The organism is Natrinema sp. HArc-T2 (genome assembly GCF_041821085.1).
In the GTDB taxonomy this organism is placed as follows: Archaea; Halobacteriota; Halobacteria; order Halobacteriales; family Natrialbaceae; genus Natrinema.
This window is the reverse complement of record NZ_JBGUAZ010000003.1, coordinates 550,817-568,245: the sequence shown is the minus strand read 5'-3', so window position 1 is coordinate 568,245 and position 17,429 is coordinate 550,817. Positions and strand designations below refer to the sequence as shown.

Here is a 17,429-nt window from a genome sequence, read left to right as displayed (position 1 = left end):
CGCCGGCGGGTGATCGGGGCTTGCGACCCCGGCCGCGGTGGTCGCGAACGGCGTCACTCTTCGAGCGGCGGCCACTCCCAGGCGTCGGCTTCGACCACGCCGAGTAAGTGCCGGCGGCGGTCGGTTAGCTCCGAGAGTGCCTCGGCGAACGCCGGATCCGAGACGGTCGGGATGTCGTCCGCACGGAGCCGCTCGAGGTTCGGCGATCGGGGGACCGCAGGCTCGGGCTCGATAAAGGACTCGTCGAGCGTCTCGAGGTAGCTCTGGGCGCTCGAGCGCGCGCTCTCGACGACCGCCGGATCGGGGCTTGCCTCGTCCGGGATGGCGTGTCGAAAGAGCGTGAGCGACTCGTCGAAGATAGGGACGGCCACGGCCGAGGCACGTTCGCCCTTCTCGCTGTGGTAATAGTGTAGGATTGGGTATGATTTGTGTTGCTCGGCCAGCGTGCTCAGATCCGAGCCGAGCGTCTCGAGGATTCGCTCGAGGCCGTCGAAATTCTGGCCGTTCCAGCCCGCACGGACGAACGCCTCGCTGCGCCCACCTAGTCCCGTGACGGTGCTGGCAAAGGAGCGCTTGTCGGAGACGGCTCCAAGCACGGTGAGAACGTAGGAGACGCCGAGCGTGACGAAGGCCATGCCCGTGGCGGTCGTGAACGCGCTGGCGACTTCCCAGAGGTCGCCGCCGTACAGCGGGGTGTAGTCGCCGTTTCCGTCCGTGAACATCGTGTAGGCGACGTAGTAGAACCGCCCCCACCAGTCGGCGGTCCCGCCAGTGCGCGTGTCGACCAGCGCGGTCGGATAGCTAGCGAAGACGAACGTCCAGCCGACCCAGAGGAGGCCGATCCACAACACGAGTGTCAGCGTGAGTATGAGTGGACCAGCGAGGCTGAGCGCCCGGTCGTTGTCTCGCGTCATACGACGGAGCCCCTTCCAGACGGCGGTCGTGAACCGACCGGAGATCGGCCCCGAACCACCGTCGACCCATAGCGTCGTCCAGAGGATGTCGACAATCCCGCCGACGAGTAGCGTGATTCCGACGGCGAGATAGACCGGGTTCATTCGGCGACCGCTCGCTGCTCGACGGCGTCGGCCAGCACGGCCGCGATTTCCGCGTTCGTTTCGGGGCTGTAGTGGCCACCCTCCCCGCGCTCGACGTACAGCGATTCGACCTCGCCGTCGTCGGGTGAGAGGTGCGTCGCCATGTCGATCGTCGTCAGCTCGTCGTAGCGCTCGTCGAGGCGCCCCATCAGGTCGCCGTAGATCGGCCCGTGTTCGGCCTCGTATTTCGCGTAGCGGAGTTGCTGGACCATCACGAAGACCGGTTCGAACTCCTGCTCGTCCGCGTAGTCGACGAACTCCCGAATGAGCGCGTCGAAGAGGGGTTCGTGGGTCTCGAACAGCCGCTCGTGATATCGGACGCGAGGCCGTTCCAGCCGCAGCGCTGACTGCGTCTGGGCCAGATCGAAGTCGATCCCAGGGATCGACCGACCGAGGCGGCGCTCGAGTTCCTTCCCGACCGTGTAGCCGGCGTACCGGAGGTGTTCGCCCTTCTCGAGGAAATCCGCTGTGTACGGCCGTGTCGCGAAGTGGGGCTCGAACCAGTGGTCGTAGTGGAAGTCGTTCTCACGGAGGAAGTCGGCCTTCGACTCGAGGTCGAGCAACTCCTCTTTCTCGTCGACCGGGCTCTCGACACGTTCGAGGTCGCCGTTCTCGAGGACGTACCGGGGTTTGACCGCCAGAATATTGCCGAACTCCTGGTAGTGTTTCCAGACGCTCAGGATGCGCGCGATCGAGGAGGCGGTCACGACCATGAAGACGTAGTCGGTCGGATCCTCGGGATATGTGCGCTTGAGGCGCATCAGCGCCTGATCGAGCCCGTAGTTGCCGCCGCCGTAGTTGGCGACGTGAGTGTCGAGTTCCGCCGCGAGGTAATGCTGGAACGTTTCGTCGTTGTCGACCTCCCGGCAGAAACAGTAGGAGTCGCCGTAGGTCGAGACTGTAACGTCGGCGTCCTCGTCCCGGTCTCTGGCGGGGCAGACCCGACTCGCATACTCGTCGGTCGAGTAGGTCACCACGCTGCGGACCTCCTCGCCGGGGAGGTGGTCGCCCGTGTCTTTCTGTTTCTCACGGTTCGGCTGGGGAACCCACCCGAGTTCCGGATCGAAACTGCTGAACTTTCCCAACAACTCCCGGTCGATCTCGGGGAACTCCTCGGTGGCGACCGAGGGGAGCCGTTCGAGCGCTCGGTACGACACGACCTCGAGGACCACTATGCCACCGACGAGAGCGATCGCTATCGCGACGAACGGAAGCATCGACTCATCGTACTGGAACGGCGGGGAAGGGGATTATGCCGGAATGTGCCATCTCCATATCATCGACGCGACTGGGCGCATCCGCTGCCGGTCATTGCAAAGTCCCGAGCCCCGATCGGCTCACCGCCTCGAGCCCGTCACCGAACCACGGTGACCGGGACCGACGAGTGCCGAACGACGACTTCGGCGACGCTGCCGAGCAAGAGCCGCGCGACGCCGGAGCGCCCGTGGCTGCCGATGACGACGTGGTCGATGGCGTCGCGCTCGGCGACGGCAAGGATCTCCTGGGCCGGCGTTCCCGTTCGCGTTCGGATGTCGATATCGACGCCGTGCTCGTCGGCGATGGCTTCGGCCGCGGCCAGCTGGTCGATGGCGTCGTCGAGCAACTCCTCGGGGTCGTGGGCCGTGTCGGCATCGTCCGCGGTGTTCGGGATGTACGGCACTGAGGTCGTATCGGCGACGGTCACCACGACGAACTCGCCGTCGGGAAACAGCTCGAGCGCGTACGCGAGTGCCTCGCGAGCGGGTTCGGAGTCGTCGAACGGGACGAGGATCCGCGGTGGCATGAGGACAGTCCGACGTCCACGTGCGTCGCCTTCAGTCTGGGTCCGTCACCTGCACCGTGGCCAGTCACAGCGCAAGGTAGGGTCCGACGGCGAGGAGGACGATCCCCAGCGCGACTTTCAGTCGCTCGGGGTCGACGAGATGGGCGACGCGCCAGCCGATGACGACGCCGAGCAACAGCGGCGTGCCGACGACGACCGCGAGTGGGACGAGGACGTTCCCCTGCAGGAAGTAGCCCGAGGCCGCGAACGTCGCAATAAAGATCGACTGGACCTGCGCGACGGCGACGGCGAGCAACATCGGAACACCGACGAGCACCAGCGCGGGGACGGCGAGCACTGGTCCGCCGATCCCCAGCAGGCCGCTGGCAATCCCGAGGGCAAACCCGAGCCCCGCAAGGACCGCTTGCCCGAAGCGAGTCAGCGGCTCGAGGTCGTAGACCGGGCTAAACCCCCGCCGTTCGCGATAGAGGATGATCCCGCCGACGGCCATCGCGACGCCGCCAAGCAAGAGCCCGAAGACGGAGCGCGGAACGAACTGGTTGACCGATGCCCCAGCGAGCGCGCCGAAGACACTCGCGCCGCTAAGAATGACTGCAATCGCGCGACTCTCGCCGGTGTTCATCTCCCCCGAGTGGAGGTAGGCCGCACTGCCGACGAGCCCCGTGACGACGAACGTGGCGTGGGCGGTGCCGGCGACCTGACTCGAGGCAAGCGGCGTCAGCGAGTAGAGTGCAATCGTCACGAAGATCCCGCCGGGTCCGATGGTGGTGATGCCGATCCCCGAAAAGAACGCGATCGAGACGAGCAACAGGATCAGCGAGAGACCGAGATCGAGTGCAATCATCTCTTGCACGACGTGTGTTGTCATTCCGGGCCGTCTCACTCTACCTTTCTGCTTCCCTCCGGTCAGACGACACGCAGGTATCGCGCACGAGTCCGTCACTCGAAGCCGCTCGAGTAAACGGGTTGCCTGCCGTTAGAGGATGGACAGGATCGTTTCGTAGAGCGACTGGACGGTCAGAAGGCTCCCGACGAGCAGGACGAGTCCCGCCGCGATGAACGCAGCGTTTTCATACCAGTCGATGTCGTGAAACCTGTTGACGGCACCGATGAGCGCGAAGACGGTGACCGGAAGGCCGATCGCGCCGTTGACGGCCGGCATGATGATCGCCATTTCGACCGGTCCGAAACCGGTGTAGATGAGCATCGGAAGCGCAGTGATCGCCGAGAGGACGATCAGCGCGATAACCGTTCGTCGGAACGCGGCATCACCGAAGACCGTGTCTCGTCCGAGCGCCTGTGGCACCATGAAGCCGGCTCCAAACAGCGTCCCGGTAGCCGAAGAGATCGAGGCGAGAAACGCCGCGAGGATGAACACCACGAGCGCGTACTCGCCGAGGATCGACGCGAGCGGTTTTCCAGGCGTCGTCAACGACATCTCACCGCCGGAGAGTGTGACCGCCGAGACGATCATCACGAAGCTACCGATGACGAGCGTCGTCGCGATCCCGGCGGCGTTGTCCCGACGGTACTCCCAGATGTCGGTCCATTCCTTGGTCGGCTGGATGCTCGACTGAATGAAGAAGTTTGGCCAGTAGACCGTCGTTCCCAGCAGGGCGATGACCGCAGTAAGGTAGCCGATTTCGGTCTGCAGGATCGGCTGCAGGCCGGCCGCGACCGATTGCCACGGCACATTGAGGCCGAGCAGCAACAGGCCGTAGGAGCTGAACACGGCGAACACCATCGCGGCGATCGCCGCTTCGATCCGGTCGTAGACCTTCATCTGGACGATGGCGATGCCGATCCCGGCCGCGAGGACGATCCCGACGAGGACGTTGTCGAGACCGGGGATCAGCCAGGCCAGGGCTGCACCCGCGACCGCGTAGTTCGAGACGGCCCACAGTCCGGACATCAGTGAGATGCCGATCAGCAGCGTCGAGCCGCCGAGCGGGAGTACGTCGACGATGTAGTCGGCGAGCGGTTCGTCGGTCACGGCGAGTCGCGCGCTCATGTCGTGCAGCGCGATGTCGACGAGGAAGGCAAGCGGTAGCACCCACAGCAAGGAGTACGCGAAGTTCGCACCCGTGTCAGCGAGGATGTATACCGATCCCGCACCGAAGACGTTGGCAGCGAACAGCACGCCCAGTCCGTACCTGTAGAGAGCTCCGTGGATCACTTCGCCGCCCGGGACTGCGTCGACGACTGCTGATGTCGACGTGGACGCCGACGCGGACTGCTCGCTCACACGCGCTCACCTCCTGCATCGATCCCAGTGGTGTTTTCATCAGCGGACAGCTGTCGGATCGGACGTGAGGCGAACCCGGTCCCTGAAGTAGCTGCTGCGAGGCGGGGACCGGGTCCGCATCGATGAATTTTCTCTTTTCCCGGTTCGATAGGAACGGTCACCGCGGTACTGTGGGGTTTCATCTCTGGGTGTTTTGGAAAGCTGCTGGTGTCTCGCCTCCCCGAGTTTGCGGACGCTGCATTTCGAGGAGGACCGAACAGCGTGCTGGCATCTGTTTCCTGTAGCAGGGAACGCGACACCGAAAGCAACAGCCGGGAGCCCGTTGAGTGGAAAGCTTGAGATAGCAGACGATCAGTCAGATCGCTGGCGTGAGTAATATCGTATTACCCCGGAAACGCACCCGAAGTGGCAGCGACGATGACTCGAGTAGCACGGTACCAACGGTACTACCGGCTGTGAGTATCCAATAAATCCAGCTTCGAACACCCGATTACGACCGCCGACACTTCATCGGTGCTGCCGAGTGTCACGAGTTCATCGAATATCACATGGCAGACGAAGTTGCCTTCAGACGAAGGCCTATACATTTCTATCCATTACCCGAGGTGAAGACCAAAACCTATGCAAGGACAATCCCAACAACAGGCCTACGATCGGGGAATCACCATCTTCTCCCCGGACGGACGCCTCTACCAGGTCGAGTACGCACGCGAGGCAGTCAAACGCGGCACCGCAAGCGTCGGGCTCTGCACACCCGATGGCGTCGTCCTCGCCGCCAACCGCCGGGTCAGCTCGCCGCTTATGGAACGCTCGAGCGTCGAAAAGATCCACAAGGCCGACGACCACGTCGGCGTCGCAAGCGCCGGCCACGTCGCCGACGCGCGCCAGCTCGTCGACCTCGCGCGGCGACGCGCACAGGGCGAACAGCTGCGCTACGGCCAGCAGATCGGCGTCGAGACGCTGACGCGCTCGATCACCGACCACATTCAGGAGTATACACAGACTGGCGGTGCACGCCCGTTCGGCGTCGCACTGCTCGTCGGCGGGATCGAGGACGGCGAGCCGAAACTGTTCGAGACCGACCCCTCGGGGACGGACTACGAGTGGAAGGCGGCCGCTATCGGCGGCGACCGTGACGTCATTCAGGGCTATCTCGAGGACAACTACCAGTCCGATCTCGACGTGGATGGCGGCATCGAACTCGCCGTGAGCGCGCTCAGCGAACCCGAAGAGGAAGTCGTCGCCGCCGAGGAGGTCGACGTCGCGACGATCACGACCGACGACGAGGCGTTCAGTTCGGTCGCCACGGACCGCCTCGAGTCGATCATCGGGGAGATCGATCAGGAGGAGACGGATGAGTAACTGGACACAGGGGACCGACCCGTCGCCGTACGAGCCCGAACTCGGCTCGCTTCCAAACGGCAGTCAGACCGGCGACGAGGACACCGTCAACAAGACCGGGACGACAACCATTGGCATCGCGACCGACGAGGGTGTCGTCATCGCGACGGACATGCGCGCCAGCCTCGGCGGCCGGTTCGTCTCGAACAAGAACGTTCAGAAGGTCGAGCAGATCCACCCGACTGGTGCGTTAACGCTCGTCGGCTCGGTCGGCGGCGCACAGTCGTTCATCCGAACGCTGCGCTCGGAAGTCGACCTCTACGAGGCCCGCCGCGGCGAGTCGATGGACATCGAGGCGCTGGCGACGCTGGCCGGCAACTTCGCCCGCGGTGGTCCGTTCCGGGCGATCAATCCCATCCTCGGCGGCGTCGACGACGAGGGGAGCCACGTCTACAGCATCGATCCCGCCGGCGGCGTCATGGAAGACGACTACACCGTCACTGGCTCCGGGATGCAACTGGCCTACGGCCTCCTCGAGCAGGAGTACGACGACGACCTCTCGCTCGAAGACGCCACGTCCATCGCGGCCCGCGCGATCAAATCGGCCGTCGAGCGCGACACCGGCTCCGGCAACGGCGTCTTCCTCGCGGAGATCACCGACGAAGGCGTCGAGATCGAGGGTCACGAGGCGTTCGACGCGTTCCTGTAACAGGCCAGCCGTCGTCGGCCCTTGGGAGGCCGTCGTATGACGGCTCGCGCTCGCGCGCGTACACGTGACTTTTATTAGGGCCGGTCCACTACCCGAAAGCAGGTTTTACATGTCCCAGGAAAGCGAGTACGGAGCCGGGCAGATTCAGGTCTTAGAAGGCCTGGAGGCTGTGCGAAAGCGACCGGCGATGTACATCGGCTCTACCGATTCTCGAGGACTGCACCACCTCGTCTACGAAGTGGTCGACAACTCGATCGACGAGGCACTGGCCGGCTACTGCGACGACATCACCGTCTCCATCAACGAGGATGGGTCGGTGACCGTCGCAGACGACGGTCGTGGCATCCCCGTCGACACACACGAGGAGTACGACCGCCCCGCACTCGAGGTCATTCTCACTGTCCTCCACGCCGGCGGCAAGTTCGACAACAAGTCCTATCAGGTCTCCGGCGGCCTCCACGGCGTTGGCGTCTCGGTCGTCAACGCCCTCTCCGAACGGCTCGAGGCCGAGGTCAAACGTAACGGCGGTGTCTTCCGCCACGCCTTCGAGGCGGGCGAACCCGTCGGCGACATGGAGCGGGTCCGCGATATGGAGCCCGACGAGGAGACCGGCACCGAGATCAGGTTCTGGCCCGACACGGATATCTTCGAGACGGGCGAATTCGCGTTCTCGACGCTGTCGAACCGCCTGCGGGAACTGGCATTCCTCAACTCGGGCGTCCGCATTACGCTCCGCGACGAGCGCGAGGAGAAAAGCGACGACGGCCCCGTCGCCGAGACCTACGAGTACGACGGCGGCATCCGCGAGTTCGTCGAGTATCTGAACGAGACGCGCTCGGCGATGCACGACGACGTCATCTACTTCGACGACGAAGACCAGAACATCCAGGTCGAAGTCGCGATGCAGGCCACCGAGGAGCTGCAGGGCTCGATTCACGCCTTCGCGAACAATATCAACACGCGCGAGGGCGGCACCCACCTCACCGGGTTCAAGACCGCGCTGACGCGGACAGTCAACGACTACGCCAACGAGAACGACCTCCTCTCCGATCTCGAGAACAACCTCAAAGGCGAGGACATCCGCGAGGGGCTCACGGCAGTCATCTCGATCAAACACCCCGATCCCCAGTTCGAGGGCCAGACGAAGACGAAACTCGGCAACTCCGAGGTCCGTGGGATTGTCGAGAGCGCCATGCACGAGGGCCTTGGCACCTACTTCGAGGAACACCCCGACACCGCCGAGGCGATCGTCACCAAGGCCGTCGAGGCTGCGAAAGCCCGCATGGCCGCCCAGAAGGCCGAGGAACTGACGCGGCGCAAGTCCGCCCTCGAGTCCACCTCCCTCCCAGGCAAACTCGCTGACTGTCAGACGAAAGACCCCGAGAAAGCCGAACTGTTCATCGCGGAGGGTGATTCCGCAGGCGGCAGCGCGAAACAGGCCCGCAACCCCGAGTTCCAGGCAGTTCTCCCCATCAAGGGGAAGATCCTGAACGTCGAGAAACACCGGCTCGATCGAATCTTAGAGAACGACGAGATTCGCAACATGATCACCGCGATCGGCGCGGGGATCGGCGACGAGTTCGACGTCGAGGACGTCCGCTACAAGAAGATCATCATGGCGACCGACGCCGACGTCGACGGCGCACACATTCGGACGCTCCTGTTGACGTTCTTCTACCGGCATATGCGCCCGCTACTCGAGGGTGGCTACGTCTACGCGACCCAGCCGCCGCTCTATCGCATCCGGTATCGCGGCGAGACCTATGACGCGATGACCGACGCCGAACGCGACCGGATCGTCGAAGAGAAATGCGACGGTAACCCCTCGCAGGTCCAGCGGTTCAAGGGGCTTGGCGAGATGAACCCCGAGCAACTCTGGGAGACGACGATGAACCCCGACAACCGCATCCTCAAACAGATCACGATCGAGGACGCGGCGGCGGCGGACAAGATGTTCTCCGTCCTGATGGGCGACGCTGTCGAGCCTCGCAAGCAGTTCATCAAGGACCACGCGCCGGAAGCCGAGTGGATCGACATATAGCAGGTTTGAGGTGACTACATGAGTTCAGACGTACCCGATCCGACGGACGTAGAGGCCAGAGCGGTCGAAAACGTCCGTATCGAAGACGAGATGGAGCAGAGTTACATCGACTACGCGATGAGTGTCATCGCAGGCCGGGCCCTCCCCGACGTCCGCGACGGGCTCAAACCCGTCCACCGGCGCATCCTGTATGCGATGCACGAGATGGGCGTCTCGAGTGGCTCGAGCCACCGCAAGTCCTCCTCGATCGTCGGGGAGACGATGGGTGATTACCACCCTCACGGCGACAGCGCGATCTACGACACCCTGGTCCGGATGGCCCAGGACTTCTCGATGCGCTATCCGCTGGTCGACGGCCAGGGGAACTTCGGCTCGATGGACGGCGACCCGGCTGCCGCGCCCCGATACACCGAGGCTCGGATGGCCTCCGTCGCCGAGGAGCTACTCGAGGACATCGATAAGGACACGGTCGATTTCTCCTCGAACTACGACGACCGCTTGCAGGAACCCGACGTGCTCCCGGCAGCGTTCCCGAACCTGCTGGTCAACGGCTCGTCGGGGATCGCCGTCGGGATGTCGACGAACATCCCGCCGCATAACCTAAGCGAAGTCATCGACGCGACCATCGAACTGATCGACGACCCCGATGCGACCGTCGAGGACCTGATGGACCACGTCAAGGGACCGGACTTCCCGACGGGCGCGAACATCGTCGGTCGAGACGCCATCTATTCGGCGTACAAGACCGGTCGCGGCCGCATCCGCGTCCGCGCCGAGTTCGAGGTCGAAGAGTGGAAAAACGGTCGCGAGCGCATCGTCGTCACCGAACTCCCCTATCAGGCCAACAAGGCCCGCCTCGTCGAGCGCATCGCTGACGACGTCAACGAGGGCGAAATCGAGGGTATCACCGATCTGCGCGACGAGTCCGACCGTGACGGCGTCCGTATCGTCATCGAACTCAACCGCAGCGCAAACGTCGAGGTCGTCAAGAACAAACTGCTCGAGAATCACCTCGAGCGAACGTTCGGCGTCATCAACCTCGCGCTGGTCGACGGCCAGCCGCAGGTCCTCTCGCTCAAAGAGACCTTAGAGGAGTACATCGCCCACCGCCGCGAGGTCGTCCGCCGACGCAGCGAGTACGACCTCGAAGAGGCTGAAGATCGTGCACACATCCTCGAGGGCCGGCTGACGGCCGTCGAGAACGCCGAGGACGTCGTCGAGCTGATCCGCGACAGCGAGGACCGCTCGGCTGCGAAAGCGGCACTTCAGGACGCCTACGACTTCTCTGCGGACCAAGCTGATCACATCGTCCGGATGCAACTCGGCAGTCTCACCTCGATGGAGGCCGCCGAGATCGAATCCGAGTACGAGGAGGTCCAGGCCGAAATCGAGCGCCTGACGACGATCTTAGAGAGCGAGTCGGAACTCCTCGGTGTCATCAAAGACGAACTCCGCGAGATCAAAGCTGAGTACGGCGACGAGCGACGGACCTCGATTATCGAGGATCAGGGCACAGTCACCCACGAGGACCTCATTCCCGAAGAGGAGGTGTTCGTGGTCATGACCGAAGACGACTACGTCAAGCGGATGCCGATCGACCAGTTCGACCCCCAGGGTCGGGGCGGGAAAGGCATCATCGGCGCGGACGTCAAGGAAGACGACCGCGTCGCGACGGTCTTCCGGGCCAACACCCACGACTACCTGCTGTGCTTTACGAATCAGGGCGAAGTCTACCGGCTCAAGACGTACGAAATCCCCGAGATGGGCCGGACTGCCCGCGGCAAATCCGCGGTCAATATCCTCGATCTCGACCCCGGTGAGGACATCACGGCCATCGTCGACACAGACGCCTTCGACGACGACGAGTTCGTGACGATGGCCACCCGCAACGGCTACGTCAAACGCACCGCCGGCGCGGAGTTCGACAACATCCTCTCGACGGGGATCATCGCCGCCGATCTCGAGCAGGGTGACGAACTCGTCGACGTCGAAGTCACCGACGGCTCGCAAGACCTCGTCATCGCGACCGAGGGTGGCATGACGATCCGGTTCGACGAGGACGAAGTCCGTGCGATGGGCCGCAACGCCCGCGGTGTCAATGGCATCAAACTGCAAGACGACGACGCCGTGGCGGGACTGGTCGCAGCCGACGAAGACGACGGACAGTCGCTGTTGACGGTCACGGAACACGGCTACGGCAAGCGGACACCCCTCTCGGAGTATCGCACCCAGTCGCGATACGGGAAGGGACTGATCGACATCAAGACCGGCGAGCGCAACGGTCCCGTGACGGCAGTCAAGGCAGTCGACGCGGACGACGGGCTCGTGCTGATGAGCGAGCGCGGCCAGATCGTCCGCACGCGTGTCGACGAAATCTCGACTGTCGGACGCAACACGATGGGCGTGATCGTCATGGACGTCGACGACGGCGACGCGGTCGCGAGCGTCGACGTAATTCCGGCGGCGACCGCCGATGGGGACGCAGACGCAGACGCGCTCGAGTAATCACGCTGCAGTTCTCCCATCGTCTCGACTCGAACCAGTTTTTGCCGATCGTTCGACGACCGAGAGCGCAGACGCTATCGTCACAACTGAAACGAGTGGCACACCGATCGCACAACCTCGTGTGATCAGGTGTGCAGACGTTCAGTGGCGACTATAGCAGGAGAAGCGAGATGAGAGCCGACGACTGCCGCTCAGTGGGCCGGCTCTTCGGCGGGTGCGACCATGTCGTCGATCCGGAGAATGAGGATGTTGTTCGTGTCGTCTTTGCCGTCGACGGTGCCGTCGATGACGAGTTTCGAGAGCGGCGTCGGACCGACGGTGACGGAATCGCCCTCGTGAATGTCGCTGAGTCGTCCCTGCACGTGGATCTCTGCGCGGCAGAGTTCCGGATGGTGCACGCTCGAGAGATCGATCTCCTCGATGATGGTGTCGCTGACGGGTTCGCCCTCGTGTTGCAGCGGAACCGATGCGGGCTCGTCCATCTGCTGGATCTCGAGTGCTTCGTAGGCGGCGGCGGTTGGTTTGTAGCCGCCTTTCGGTCCCGGTACACCCTCTACTAGTTGGAGGGCTTTGAGACTCTGCATCTGGTTACGGATCGTCCCGGGATTGCGGTCGACCTGCTCGGCGATATCTTCGCCTTTGATGGCGTCTTCGGACTCTTTGTGGAGGTTCGTCAGGGCGCGGAGTATTTTCTTCTGACTGGGGGTGAGTTCGATGGATGACATAGTGTTTTATTCGTATTTGGTTTCCTTAAACCCGGCGGGTGTGCCGACGGTTTCGCCAACGTTATGACGTTTGCATCGGGAATCCCGGGGTGTTTCGTATCGTCTGCCCACGATGATGCGTGCATCCGTGGTTCCCATGCTCCAGTGCTATCGCGATCGGTGCGTCGTCTGCGACAGCTACGACGACGGCTGGGGTTCGGCGGGTGGTGCAACGCGGACGTGTCTGGCGACTGATTCGGGCAGTGAGACCGGCTCGTCGGCCTCGCTCGAGCACGCCGTCACCATTCCGAACGGGGCGATCTCGACTATTTCGAGGTCGACACCGGGTTCGACGCCGTGGTCGGCGAGATACGAGAGTACCTCCGGGTCGTGGTCGGCGACCTCGGCGACGGTCACGACGGCCCCTTCCTCGAATTCGGTGATGGCCTCGCCGTCGGGGCGTTCCGGCGGCTCGAGGTCGGCACTCGGGATCGGCGAGCCGTGTGGGTCGACCGTCGGCTCGCCGAGCGCGTCGGCGACGCGGGCCTCGAAGTTCTCGCTGATGTGGTGTTCGAGGCGGTCGGCTTCCGCGTGGACCTCCGACCAGTCGTAATCTAAGTGTTCAGTGAGGTAGGCCTCGAGCAGCCGATGATGGCGGACGATCTCGAGGGCGACGGTTTCGCCTTCGTCGGTCAAGGTCACGCCGCGATACTTCTCGCGGTCGACGAGGTCTCGCTCCTCGAGTTTGTCGAGCATGCTAGTAACGGTCGGCGACGTGACGTCCAGCTCCGCGGCGATCTCGGAGGTCTTGATCCGCTCGTCGGTCTCGCGCTGGAGCTGATAGATCGCTTTGAGGTAGTCCTCCATCACGTCGCTCAGCATCATGCTGTCCCGAGTTTAGACAGGTCTAACCCTAAAGCTATCGCCACCGAGACCGTCCGTGTGTGATCGACTAGGCTGTCGAATGTCCGCGCAGCGACTGTGACTGACCACCACGGTCAAACCGATCGGCGGTGTAGCGAGTCTATGGACCGGACCGTCAGGATCATCGGCGCGCCGATGGACTACGGGGCGAACCGCCGCGGCGTCGACATGGGCCCGTCGGCGATCCGGTATGCGGGGCTAGCCGACGGCCTCGAGCGGGCTGGCGTCGACCCGATCGACGACGGCGACCTGTCGATGCCTCGAGCCGAAGAGCGAGATCCGGACGCCGACCAGCCCCACGGCGGAAACGCGAAATTCCTCCGCGAGATCGAAGACGTCTGTCGGCGGCTGAGCGACCGCGTCGCGGCGACGCGTGCCGACGGCGAGTTTCCACTCGTGCTGGGCGGGGACCACTCGGTCGCGATCGGTTCGCTTGCTGGCTCGGCGCGCGAGACCGACCTCGGCGCGATCTGGTTCGACGCCCACGCCGACCTGAACACGCCTGAAACCTCGCCGAGCGGCAACGTCCACGGCATGCCGCTGGCCGCCGTCCTCGGATACGGCGCGTTCGGCCAGACGGAGTGGGCACCCGTACCCGGGCTTCAGGAATCGTCGATCGCCTACGTCGGCCTGCGGAGCATCGACGAGCGCGAGCGCGACCTGCTCGAAGAAAGCGAGCTGACGGCCTACACGATGACCGACATCGACCAACGTGGCGTCTCCGCCGTCGTCGAAGACGCACTCGCGGTCGCGACCGACGGCACCGACGGCGTCCACGTCAGTCTCGATTTAGACTGGCTCGATCCGAAGACTGCCCCCGGTGTCGGCACCCCCGTCCGCGGCGGCGTCACCTACCGAGAGGCTCACGCGGCACTCGAGACACTCTCTCGGCGCGACGAGGCCGAGGGCGTCCTCCGATCGATGGACGTCGTCGAAGTGAATCCGATTCTGGACGAGGCAAACGAGACGGCGACGCTGGCAGCCGAACTGACCGCGAGTACGTTCGGGGAGCGGATCCTCTAAGTCGGTCACGGGCGGCCGACGACCCGACTCGAGCATCGTCCCCGATCGCCAGTATGGCGTCGTGTGAAGCGTGACCATACCGACTCCTCTTTCAACAGCTTTGTATCATAGTGCTTCCCATTGTGCTGTATGACTGAGAACGTTGTCGTGCTCGGGGCTGGCTATGCCGGCGCCGGCGCAATCAAAAAGCTCCAATCGGAGCTTGGCGGTAACGTACGGCTGACCTGGATCGCCGATGTCGATTATCACCTCGTGTTGCACGAATCACACCGCGTGATCCGCGACCCCAGCGTCCGCTCGGACATTACCTTCCCGGTCGACCAGATCGCTGACCCGGCGACCCGATTCATCCAGGACGAAGTCACGGGCCTGGACGTCGACGAACAGGTCGTCGAACTCGCGGACAGCGAGGACGTCGACTACGACTACGTCCTCGTCGCGCTGGGCACCCAGACCGCCTACTACGGCATCCCCGGCCTCGAGGACCACTCCCTGACGCTCAAGAGCTTAGACGACGCCCTCGAGATCCACGAGGCCGTCAACGAAGCCAGTCAGGACGCGACCCGCAGCGATCCCGCACAGGTCGTCATCGGCGGGGCTGGCCTCTCGGGCATCCAGACCGCCGGCGAGATCGCCGAGTTCCGCGACCAACACCGCGCGCCAATCGAGATCCACCTCGTCGAAGCGCTCGAGGAGATCTTCCCCGGTAACGATCCGGAGTGCCAGCAGGCCCTGCGCGACCTGCTCGAAGAAGCCGGCGTCCGCATTCACACGGACGATCCGATCACCCAGGCCACCGACGACCACATCGAGTTCGACGAGGGCGAACCCCTCGAGCACGATGTCCTCATCTGGACCGGTGGGATCACGGGTCGGGACGCGATGGACGGCGTCGACCTCGAGAACGAACACAACCGCGTGACCACCGGCGCAAACTTCCAGACCACGGACGGGCGCGTGTTCGCGGTCGGCGACTCGGCGATCATCGACCAGGGCGACCAGCCCGCACCGCCGACGGCACAGGCCGCCTGGCAGGCTGCCGAGGTCGCCGGTGAGAACATCGCTCGCGCGATCGCCAACCGCCCGCTGAAGACCTGGGAGCACGAGGACAAGGGGACCGTCATCTCCGTCGGCGACAAGGCCATCGCCCACGACGTCAAGCCAGCGAAGGGGATTTCTTTGCCCGTCGACACGTTCGGCGGCCTCCCAGCAGAGAACCTGAAGAAGCTGATCGCCGCCCGCTGGATCGCCGACATCACGTCCTGGAACGAAGCCCGCAAATCCTGGTCGTCGCTGTAGACGCCGTTCCGAGACCGGTTTCACACGACACTCGACTCTCCTTTGCTGCGTCGACCCGATCGAACAGTTCTCGGTTGATACACGACACTCGTAATCATCTAGCAGTTGCTGTCGGATACTAGTGTGAGAGGATCATGCAGTTGCGAGTCGAAATACGAGGTGGATTTCTACCGTGCGTAGCGCGGTCGAATCCGGCGCAGCGACTCGGTCTGAAATCCAGATCCAGAGGCGAGAACGCAATGGTATCGACAGAGACACAAGCGGAGATCGAAGCGGCTCTCGGACAGGTTCCGACCTGGATCGCGGCCCTCCCGGAGCCGGCTGCAGACCACACCTGGGAGACCATCCGCGACCTCCAGTTCGAAGAGACGGAGACGGACCTCGAGCAGCGAGAGAAAGCCCTCGTCGCGCTCGGCGCAGCAGCGGCGATTCAGTGTCCGTACTGTATCCACTTCCATCGCGAGGAGGCGAAACTCGAGGGAGTGACAGACACCGAACTCGCTGAGGCAGTCGCCGTCGCTGGCGCGGTCCGATACCTCTCGACGGCGCTCCACGGGGCGGAAATCGACCACGAGGAGTTCGTCGACGAGACGGCTGCCATCGTCGAGCACGTCAGAAACCAGCAAGCCGCAGCACCGAGCGACGATTGAGACGAACTGCTGTCACTGGGTCCCGGCCCAGCACAGGGTTGGTCGCATGCCCACCGGCACCGACTGACAGGCCACATTTTTCGACCGACGCGCCGGCAACCGGTCAGTTTCGGTCGTCAGCACTCGATTCGCCCATCGGCTCCGCCGGCACACCCGCGACCGTCGTCCCCGGCGGCACGTCACGTGTTACCAGTGAGTTCGCCGCGATGCGAGCATCGGCCCCGATTTCGACGCCGGGAAGGATGATCGCGCCCGCACCGATCATCGCCCGCTCACCGACGACGACCTCGCCGGTTCGGTACTCGTCCTGTAAGAACTCGTGACAGAGGATCGTCGCGTCGTAGCCGACGATCGCGTCCGCCTCGAGTGTGATCAGGTCCGGCCAGAAGACGTCGGGTGTGGCCTCGAGACCCCACGAGACGCCCGATCCAACTGTGGCACCGAGACGCCGTAGCAGCCAGCGTTTGAGCTGGAGACTCGGCGAGATCCTGACGAGCCAGACGATGATGTAGTTGATCGCAACCCGAAGCGGGGAGCGGGCAGTGGTCCAGTGGGCCAGCGAGTTGCGCGGCCCGGGCGTCGCGTGGTGTGTGACGCGCTCGTGTCGTGGCGTCGTGTCGTCGGAAGCCGTCACTGCCACACGCTTTGATGGATCGCTACATGAAACCGATCGATCGTCGGGCGGGATGACGCCGACACGAGTCGGCAGATGATACCCAACTAGTATGGGAGTAGCCATGTCCCGTCCCGTACCGGTAACCCACCTGTGTCTCGATCACAGTCAACCACCCTCGACAGCGAGACGGTTCATACCCTCCTCTCGAGCGGAACGGTCAGGGCCGTGATAACGGTCCTTCGCACGGTCGATCGAACGACACCCGACGAACTGAGCCGTCGGCTCACCTCGTCGGAGCACAACTCTGGGACGGGCGATGCCGGCCCTACGACTCGACGATCGACTACCATCGCGTTAGTCCACAACCACCTCCCGCGGCTCGACGCACACGATGTCGTCGACTATCGGCAGCAGGATGGCGTGATCACACCCGGTGAGAATTTCGATGACCTCGAGTCGGTTCTCGATCAGTTCGACCAACGAACGTGACCA

The 17,429-nt window shown here is 63.8% G+C and carries 16 protein-coding genes; 8 read left to right on the top strand and 8 right to left on the bottom strand.

Annotated features, from left to right (window positions below):
- Positions 1–53: 53 nt before the first annotated feature.
- From ACERI1_RS10430 to ACERI1_RS10410, 5 genes are all read right to left on the bottom strand, one after another.
- Positions 54–1,058 carry a two pore domain potassium channel family protein gene (locus tag ACERI1_RS10430; protein WP_373618083.1) on the bottom strand — a complete coding sequence of 335 codons (1,005 nt, stop codon included), beginning with the start codon at positions 1,056–1,058 and terminating at the stop codon, positions 54–56.
- Complete coding sequence (locus ACERI1_RS10425; protein WP_373618082.1) at positions 1,055–2,314, bottom strand: hypothetical protein; 1,260 nt, start codon at positions 2,312–2,314, stop codon at positions 1,055–1,057. Before ACERI1_RS10425 ends, ACERI1_RS10430 begins: the two co-directional genes overlap by 4 nt.
- 137 nt (positions 2,315–2,451) lie before the next feature.
- Positions 2,452–2,880 (bottom strand): universal stress protein, encoded by a 429-nt coding sequence (locus tag ACERI1_RS10420; RefSeq protein ID WP_373618081.1) that lies wholly within the window; start codon positions 2,878–2,880, stop codon positions 2,452–2,454.
- Between the two features lie 64 nt (positions 2,881–2,944).
- Positions 2,945–3,748, bottom strand: a complete 804-nt coding sequence (locus ACERI1_RS10415) for a sulfite exporter TauE/SafE family protein (RefSeq protein WP_373618080.1) — start codon at positions 3,746–3,748, stop codon at positions 2,945–2,947.
- A gap of 108 nt (positions 3,749–3,856) precedes the next feature.
- Complete coding sequence (locus ACERI1_RS10410) at positions 3,857–5,125, bottom strand: NRAMP family divalent metal transporter (RefSeq protein ID WP_373618079.1); 1,269 nt, start codon at positions 5,123–5,125, stop codon at positions 3,857–3,859.
- A gap of 621 nt (positions 5,126–5,746) precedes the next feature.
- Here ACERI1_RS10410 and psmA point away from each other — a divergent pair.
- The 4 genes from psmA to gyrA all read left to right on the top strand — a co-directional run bounded on the left by psmA (position 5,747) and on the right by gyrA (position 11,721).
- Positions 5,747–6,487, top strand: coding sequence for an archaeal proteasome endopeptidase complex subunit alpha (gene psmA, locus ACERI1_RS10405; protein WP_373618078.1), 741 nt, complete (start codon positions 5,747–5,749; stop codon positions 6,485–6,487).
- The gene (gene psmB / locus ACERI1_RS10400; protein WP_373618077.1) at positions 6,480–7,175 is read left to right on the top strand and encodes an archaeal proteasome endopeptidase complex subunit beta; all 696 of its coding nucleotides are present in this window, start codon (positions 6,480–6,482) and stop codon (positions 7,173–7,175) included. The genes psmA and psmB overlap by 8 nt, the downstream gene beginning before the upstream one ends.
- Positions 7,176–7,284: 109 nt before the next feature.
- Positions 7,285–9,216 (top strand): DNA topoisomerase (ATP-hydrolyzing) subunit B, encoded by a 1,932-nt coding sequence (gene gyrB / locus ACERI1_RS10395; RefSeq protein WP_373618076.1) that lies wholly within the window; start codon positions 7,285–7,287, stop codon positions 9,214–9,216.
- Positions 9,217–9,234: 18 nt separating this feature from the next.
- Positions 9,235–11,721 carry a DNA gyrase subunit A gene (gene gyrA / locus ACERI1_RS10390; RefSeq protein ID WP_373618075.1) on the top strand — a complete coding sequence of 829 codons (2,487 nt, stop codon included), beginning with the start codon at positions 9,235–9,237 and terminating at the stop codon, positions 11,719–11,721.
- Between the two features lie 191 nt (positions 11,722–11,912).
- Here the strand turns inward: gyrA and ACERI1_RS10385 are convergent, their stop codons facing one another.
- The gene (locus tag ACERI1_RS10385) at positions 11,913–12,446 is read right to left on the bottom strand and encodes an Rrf2 family transcriptional regulator (RefSeq protein WP_373618074.1); all 534 of its coding nucleotides are present in this window, start codon (positions 12,444–12,446) and stop codon (positions 11,913–11,915) included.
- Positions 12,447–12,623: 177 nt separating this feature from the next.
- Positions 12,624–13,310, bottom strand: coding sequence for a metal-dependent transcriptional regulator (locus ACERI1_RS10380; protein ID WP_373618073.1), 687 nt, complete (start codon positions 13,308–13,310; stop codon positions 12,624–12,626).
- A gap of 141 nt (positions 13,311–13,451) precedes the next feature.
- Here ACERI1_RS10380 and rocF point away from each other — a divergent pair, with 141 nt between their 5' ends.
- The 3 genes from rocF to ACERI1_RS10365 all read left to right on the top strand — a co-directional run bounded on the left by rocF (position 13,452) and on the right by ACERI1_RS10365 (position 16,321).
- A complete protein-coding gene (gene rocF, locus ACERI1_RS10375; RefSeq protein ID WP_373618072.1) occupies positions 13,452–14,372 on the top strand; it encodes an arginase in 921 nt (306 codons plus the stop codon).
- Between the two features lie 129 nt (positions 14,373–14,501).
- Complete coding sequence (locus tag ACERI1_RS10370; RefSeq protein WP_373618071.1) at positions 14,502–15,671, top strand: NAD(P)/FAD-dependent oxidoreductase; 1,170 nt, start codon at positions 14,502–14,504, stop codon at positions 15,669–15,671.
- A gap of 239 nt (positions 15,672–15,910) precedes the next feature.
- Entirely contained in the window at positions 15,911–16,321 is a 411-nt protein-coding gene (locus ACERI1_RS10365) for a carboxymuconolactone decarboxylase family protein (RefSeq protein WP_373618070.1), read from the top strand.
- Between the two features lie 103 nt (positions 16,322–16,424).
- Here the strand turns inward: ACERI1_RS10365 and ACERI1_RS10360 are convergent, their stop codons facing one another.
- Complete coding sequence (locus ACERI1_RS10360) at positions 16,425–16,955, bottom strand: DapH/DapD/GlmU-related protein (protein WP_373618159.1); 531 nt, start codon at positions 16,953–16,955, stop codon at positions 16,425–16,427.
- A gap of 132 nt (positions 16,956–17,087) precedes the next feature.
- Here ACERI1_RS10360 and ACERI1_RS10355 point away from each other — a divergent pair, with 132 nt between their 5' ends.
- Positions 17,088–17,426 (top strand): hypothetical protein, encoded by a 339-nt coding sequence (locus ACERI1_RS10355; RefSeq protein WP_373618069.1) that lies wholly within the window; start codon positions 17,088–17,090, stop codon positions 17,424–17,426.
- Positions 17,427–17,429: the final 3 nt, after the last annotated feature.

Bases quoted from the DNA above. Each gene is read 5' to 3' on its own strand.
- ACERI1_RS10430 (WP_373618083.1), bottom strand. From the start codon at position 1,058: ATGAACCCGGTCTATCTCGCCGTCGGAATCACGCTACTCGTCGGCGGG.
- ACERI1_RS10425 (WP_373618082.1), bottom strand. From the start codon at position 2,314: ATGCTTCCGTTCGTCGCGATAGCGATCGCTCTCGTCGGTGGCATAGTG.
- ACERI1_RS10420 (WP_373618081.1), bottom strand. From the start codon at position 2,880: ATGCCACCGCGGATCCTCGTCCCGTTCGACGACTCCGAACCCGCTCGC.
- ACERI1_RS10415 (WP_373618080.1), bottom strand. From the start codon at position 3,748: ATGACAACACACGTCGTGCAAGAGATGATTGCACTCGATCTCGGTCTC.
- psmA (WP_373618078.1), top strand. From the start codon at position 5,747: ATGCAAGGACAATCCCAACAACAGGCCTACGATCGGGGAATCACCATC.
- psmB (WP_373618077.1), top strand. From the start codon at position 6,480: ATGAGTAACTGGACACAGGGGACCGACCCGTCGCCGTACGAGCCCGAA.
- gyrB (WP_373618076.1), top strand. From the start codon at position 7,285: ATGTCCCAGGAAAGCGAGTACGGAGCCGGGCAGATTCAGGTCTTAGAA.
- gyrA (WP_373618075.1), top strand. From the start codon at position 9,235: ATGAGTTCAGACGTACCCGATCCGACGGACGTAGAGGCCAGAGCGGTC.
- ACERI1_RS10385 (WP_373618074.1), bottom strand. From the start codon at position 12,446: ATGTCATCCATCGAACTCACCCCCAGTCAGAAGAAAATACTCCGCGCC.
- ACERI1_RS10380 (WP_373618073.1), bottom strand. From the start codon at position 13,310: ATGATGCTGAGCGACGTGATGGAGGACTACCTCAAAGCGATCTATCAG.
- rocF (WP_373618072.1), top strand. From the start codon at position 13,452: ATGGACCGGACCGTCAGGATCATCGGCGCGCCGATGGACTACGGGGCG.
- ACERI1_RS10370 (WP_373618071.1), top strand. From the start codon at position 14,502: ATGACTGAGAACGTTGTCGTGCTCGGGGCTGGCTATGCCGGCGCCGGC.
- ACERI1_RS10365 (WP_373618070.1), top strand. From the start codon at position 15,911: ATGGTATCGACAGAGACACAAGCGGAGATCGAAGCGGCTCTCGGACAG.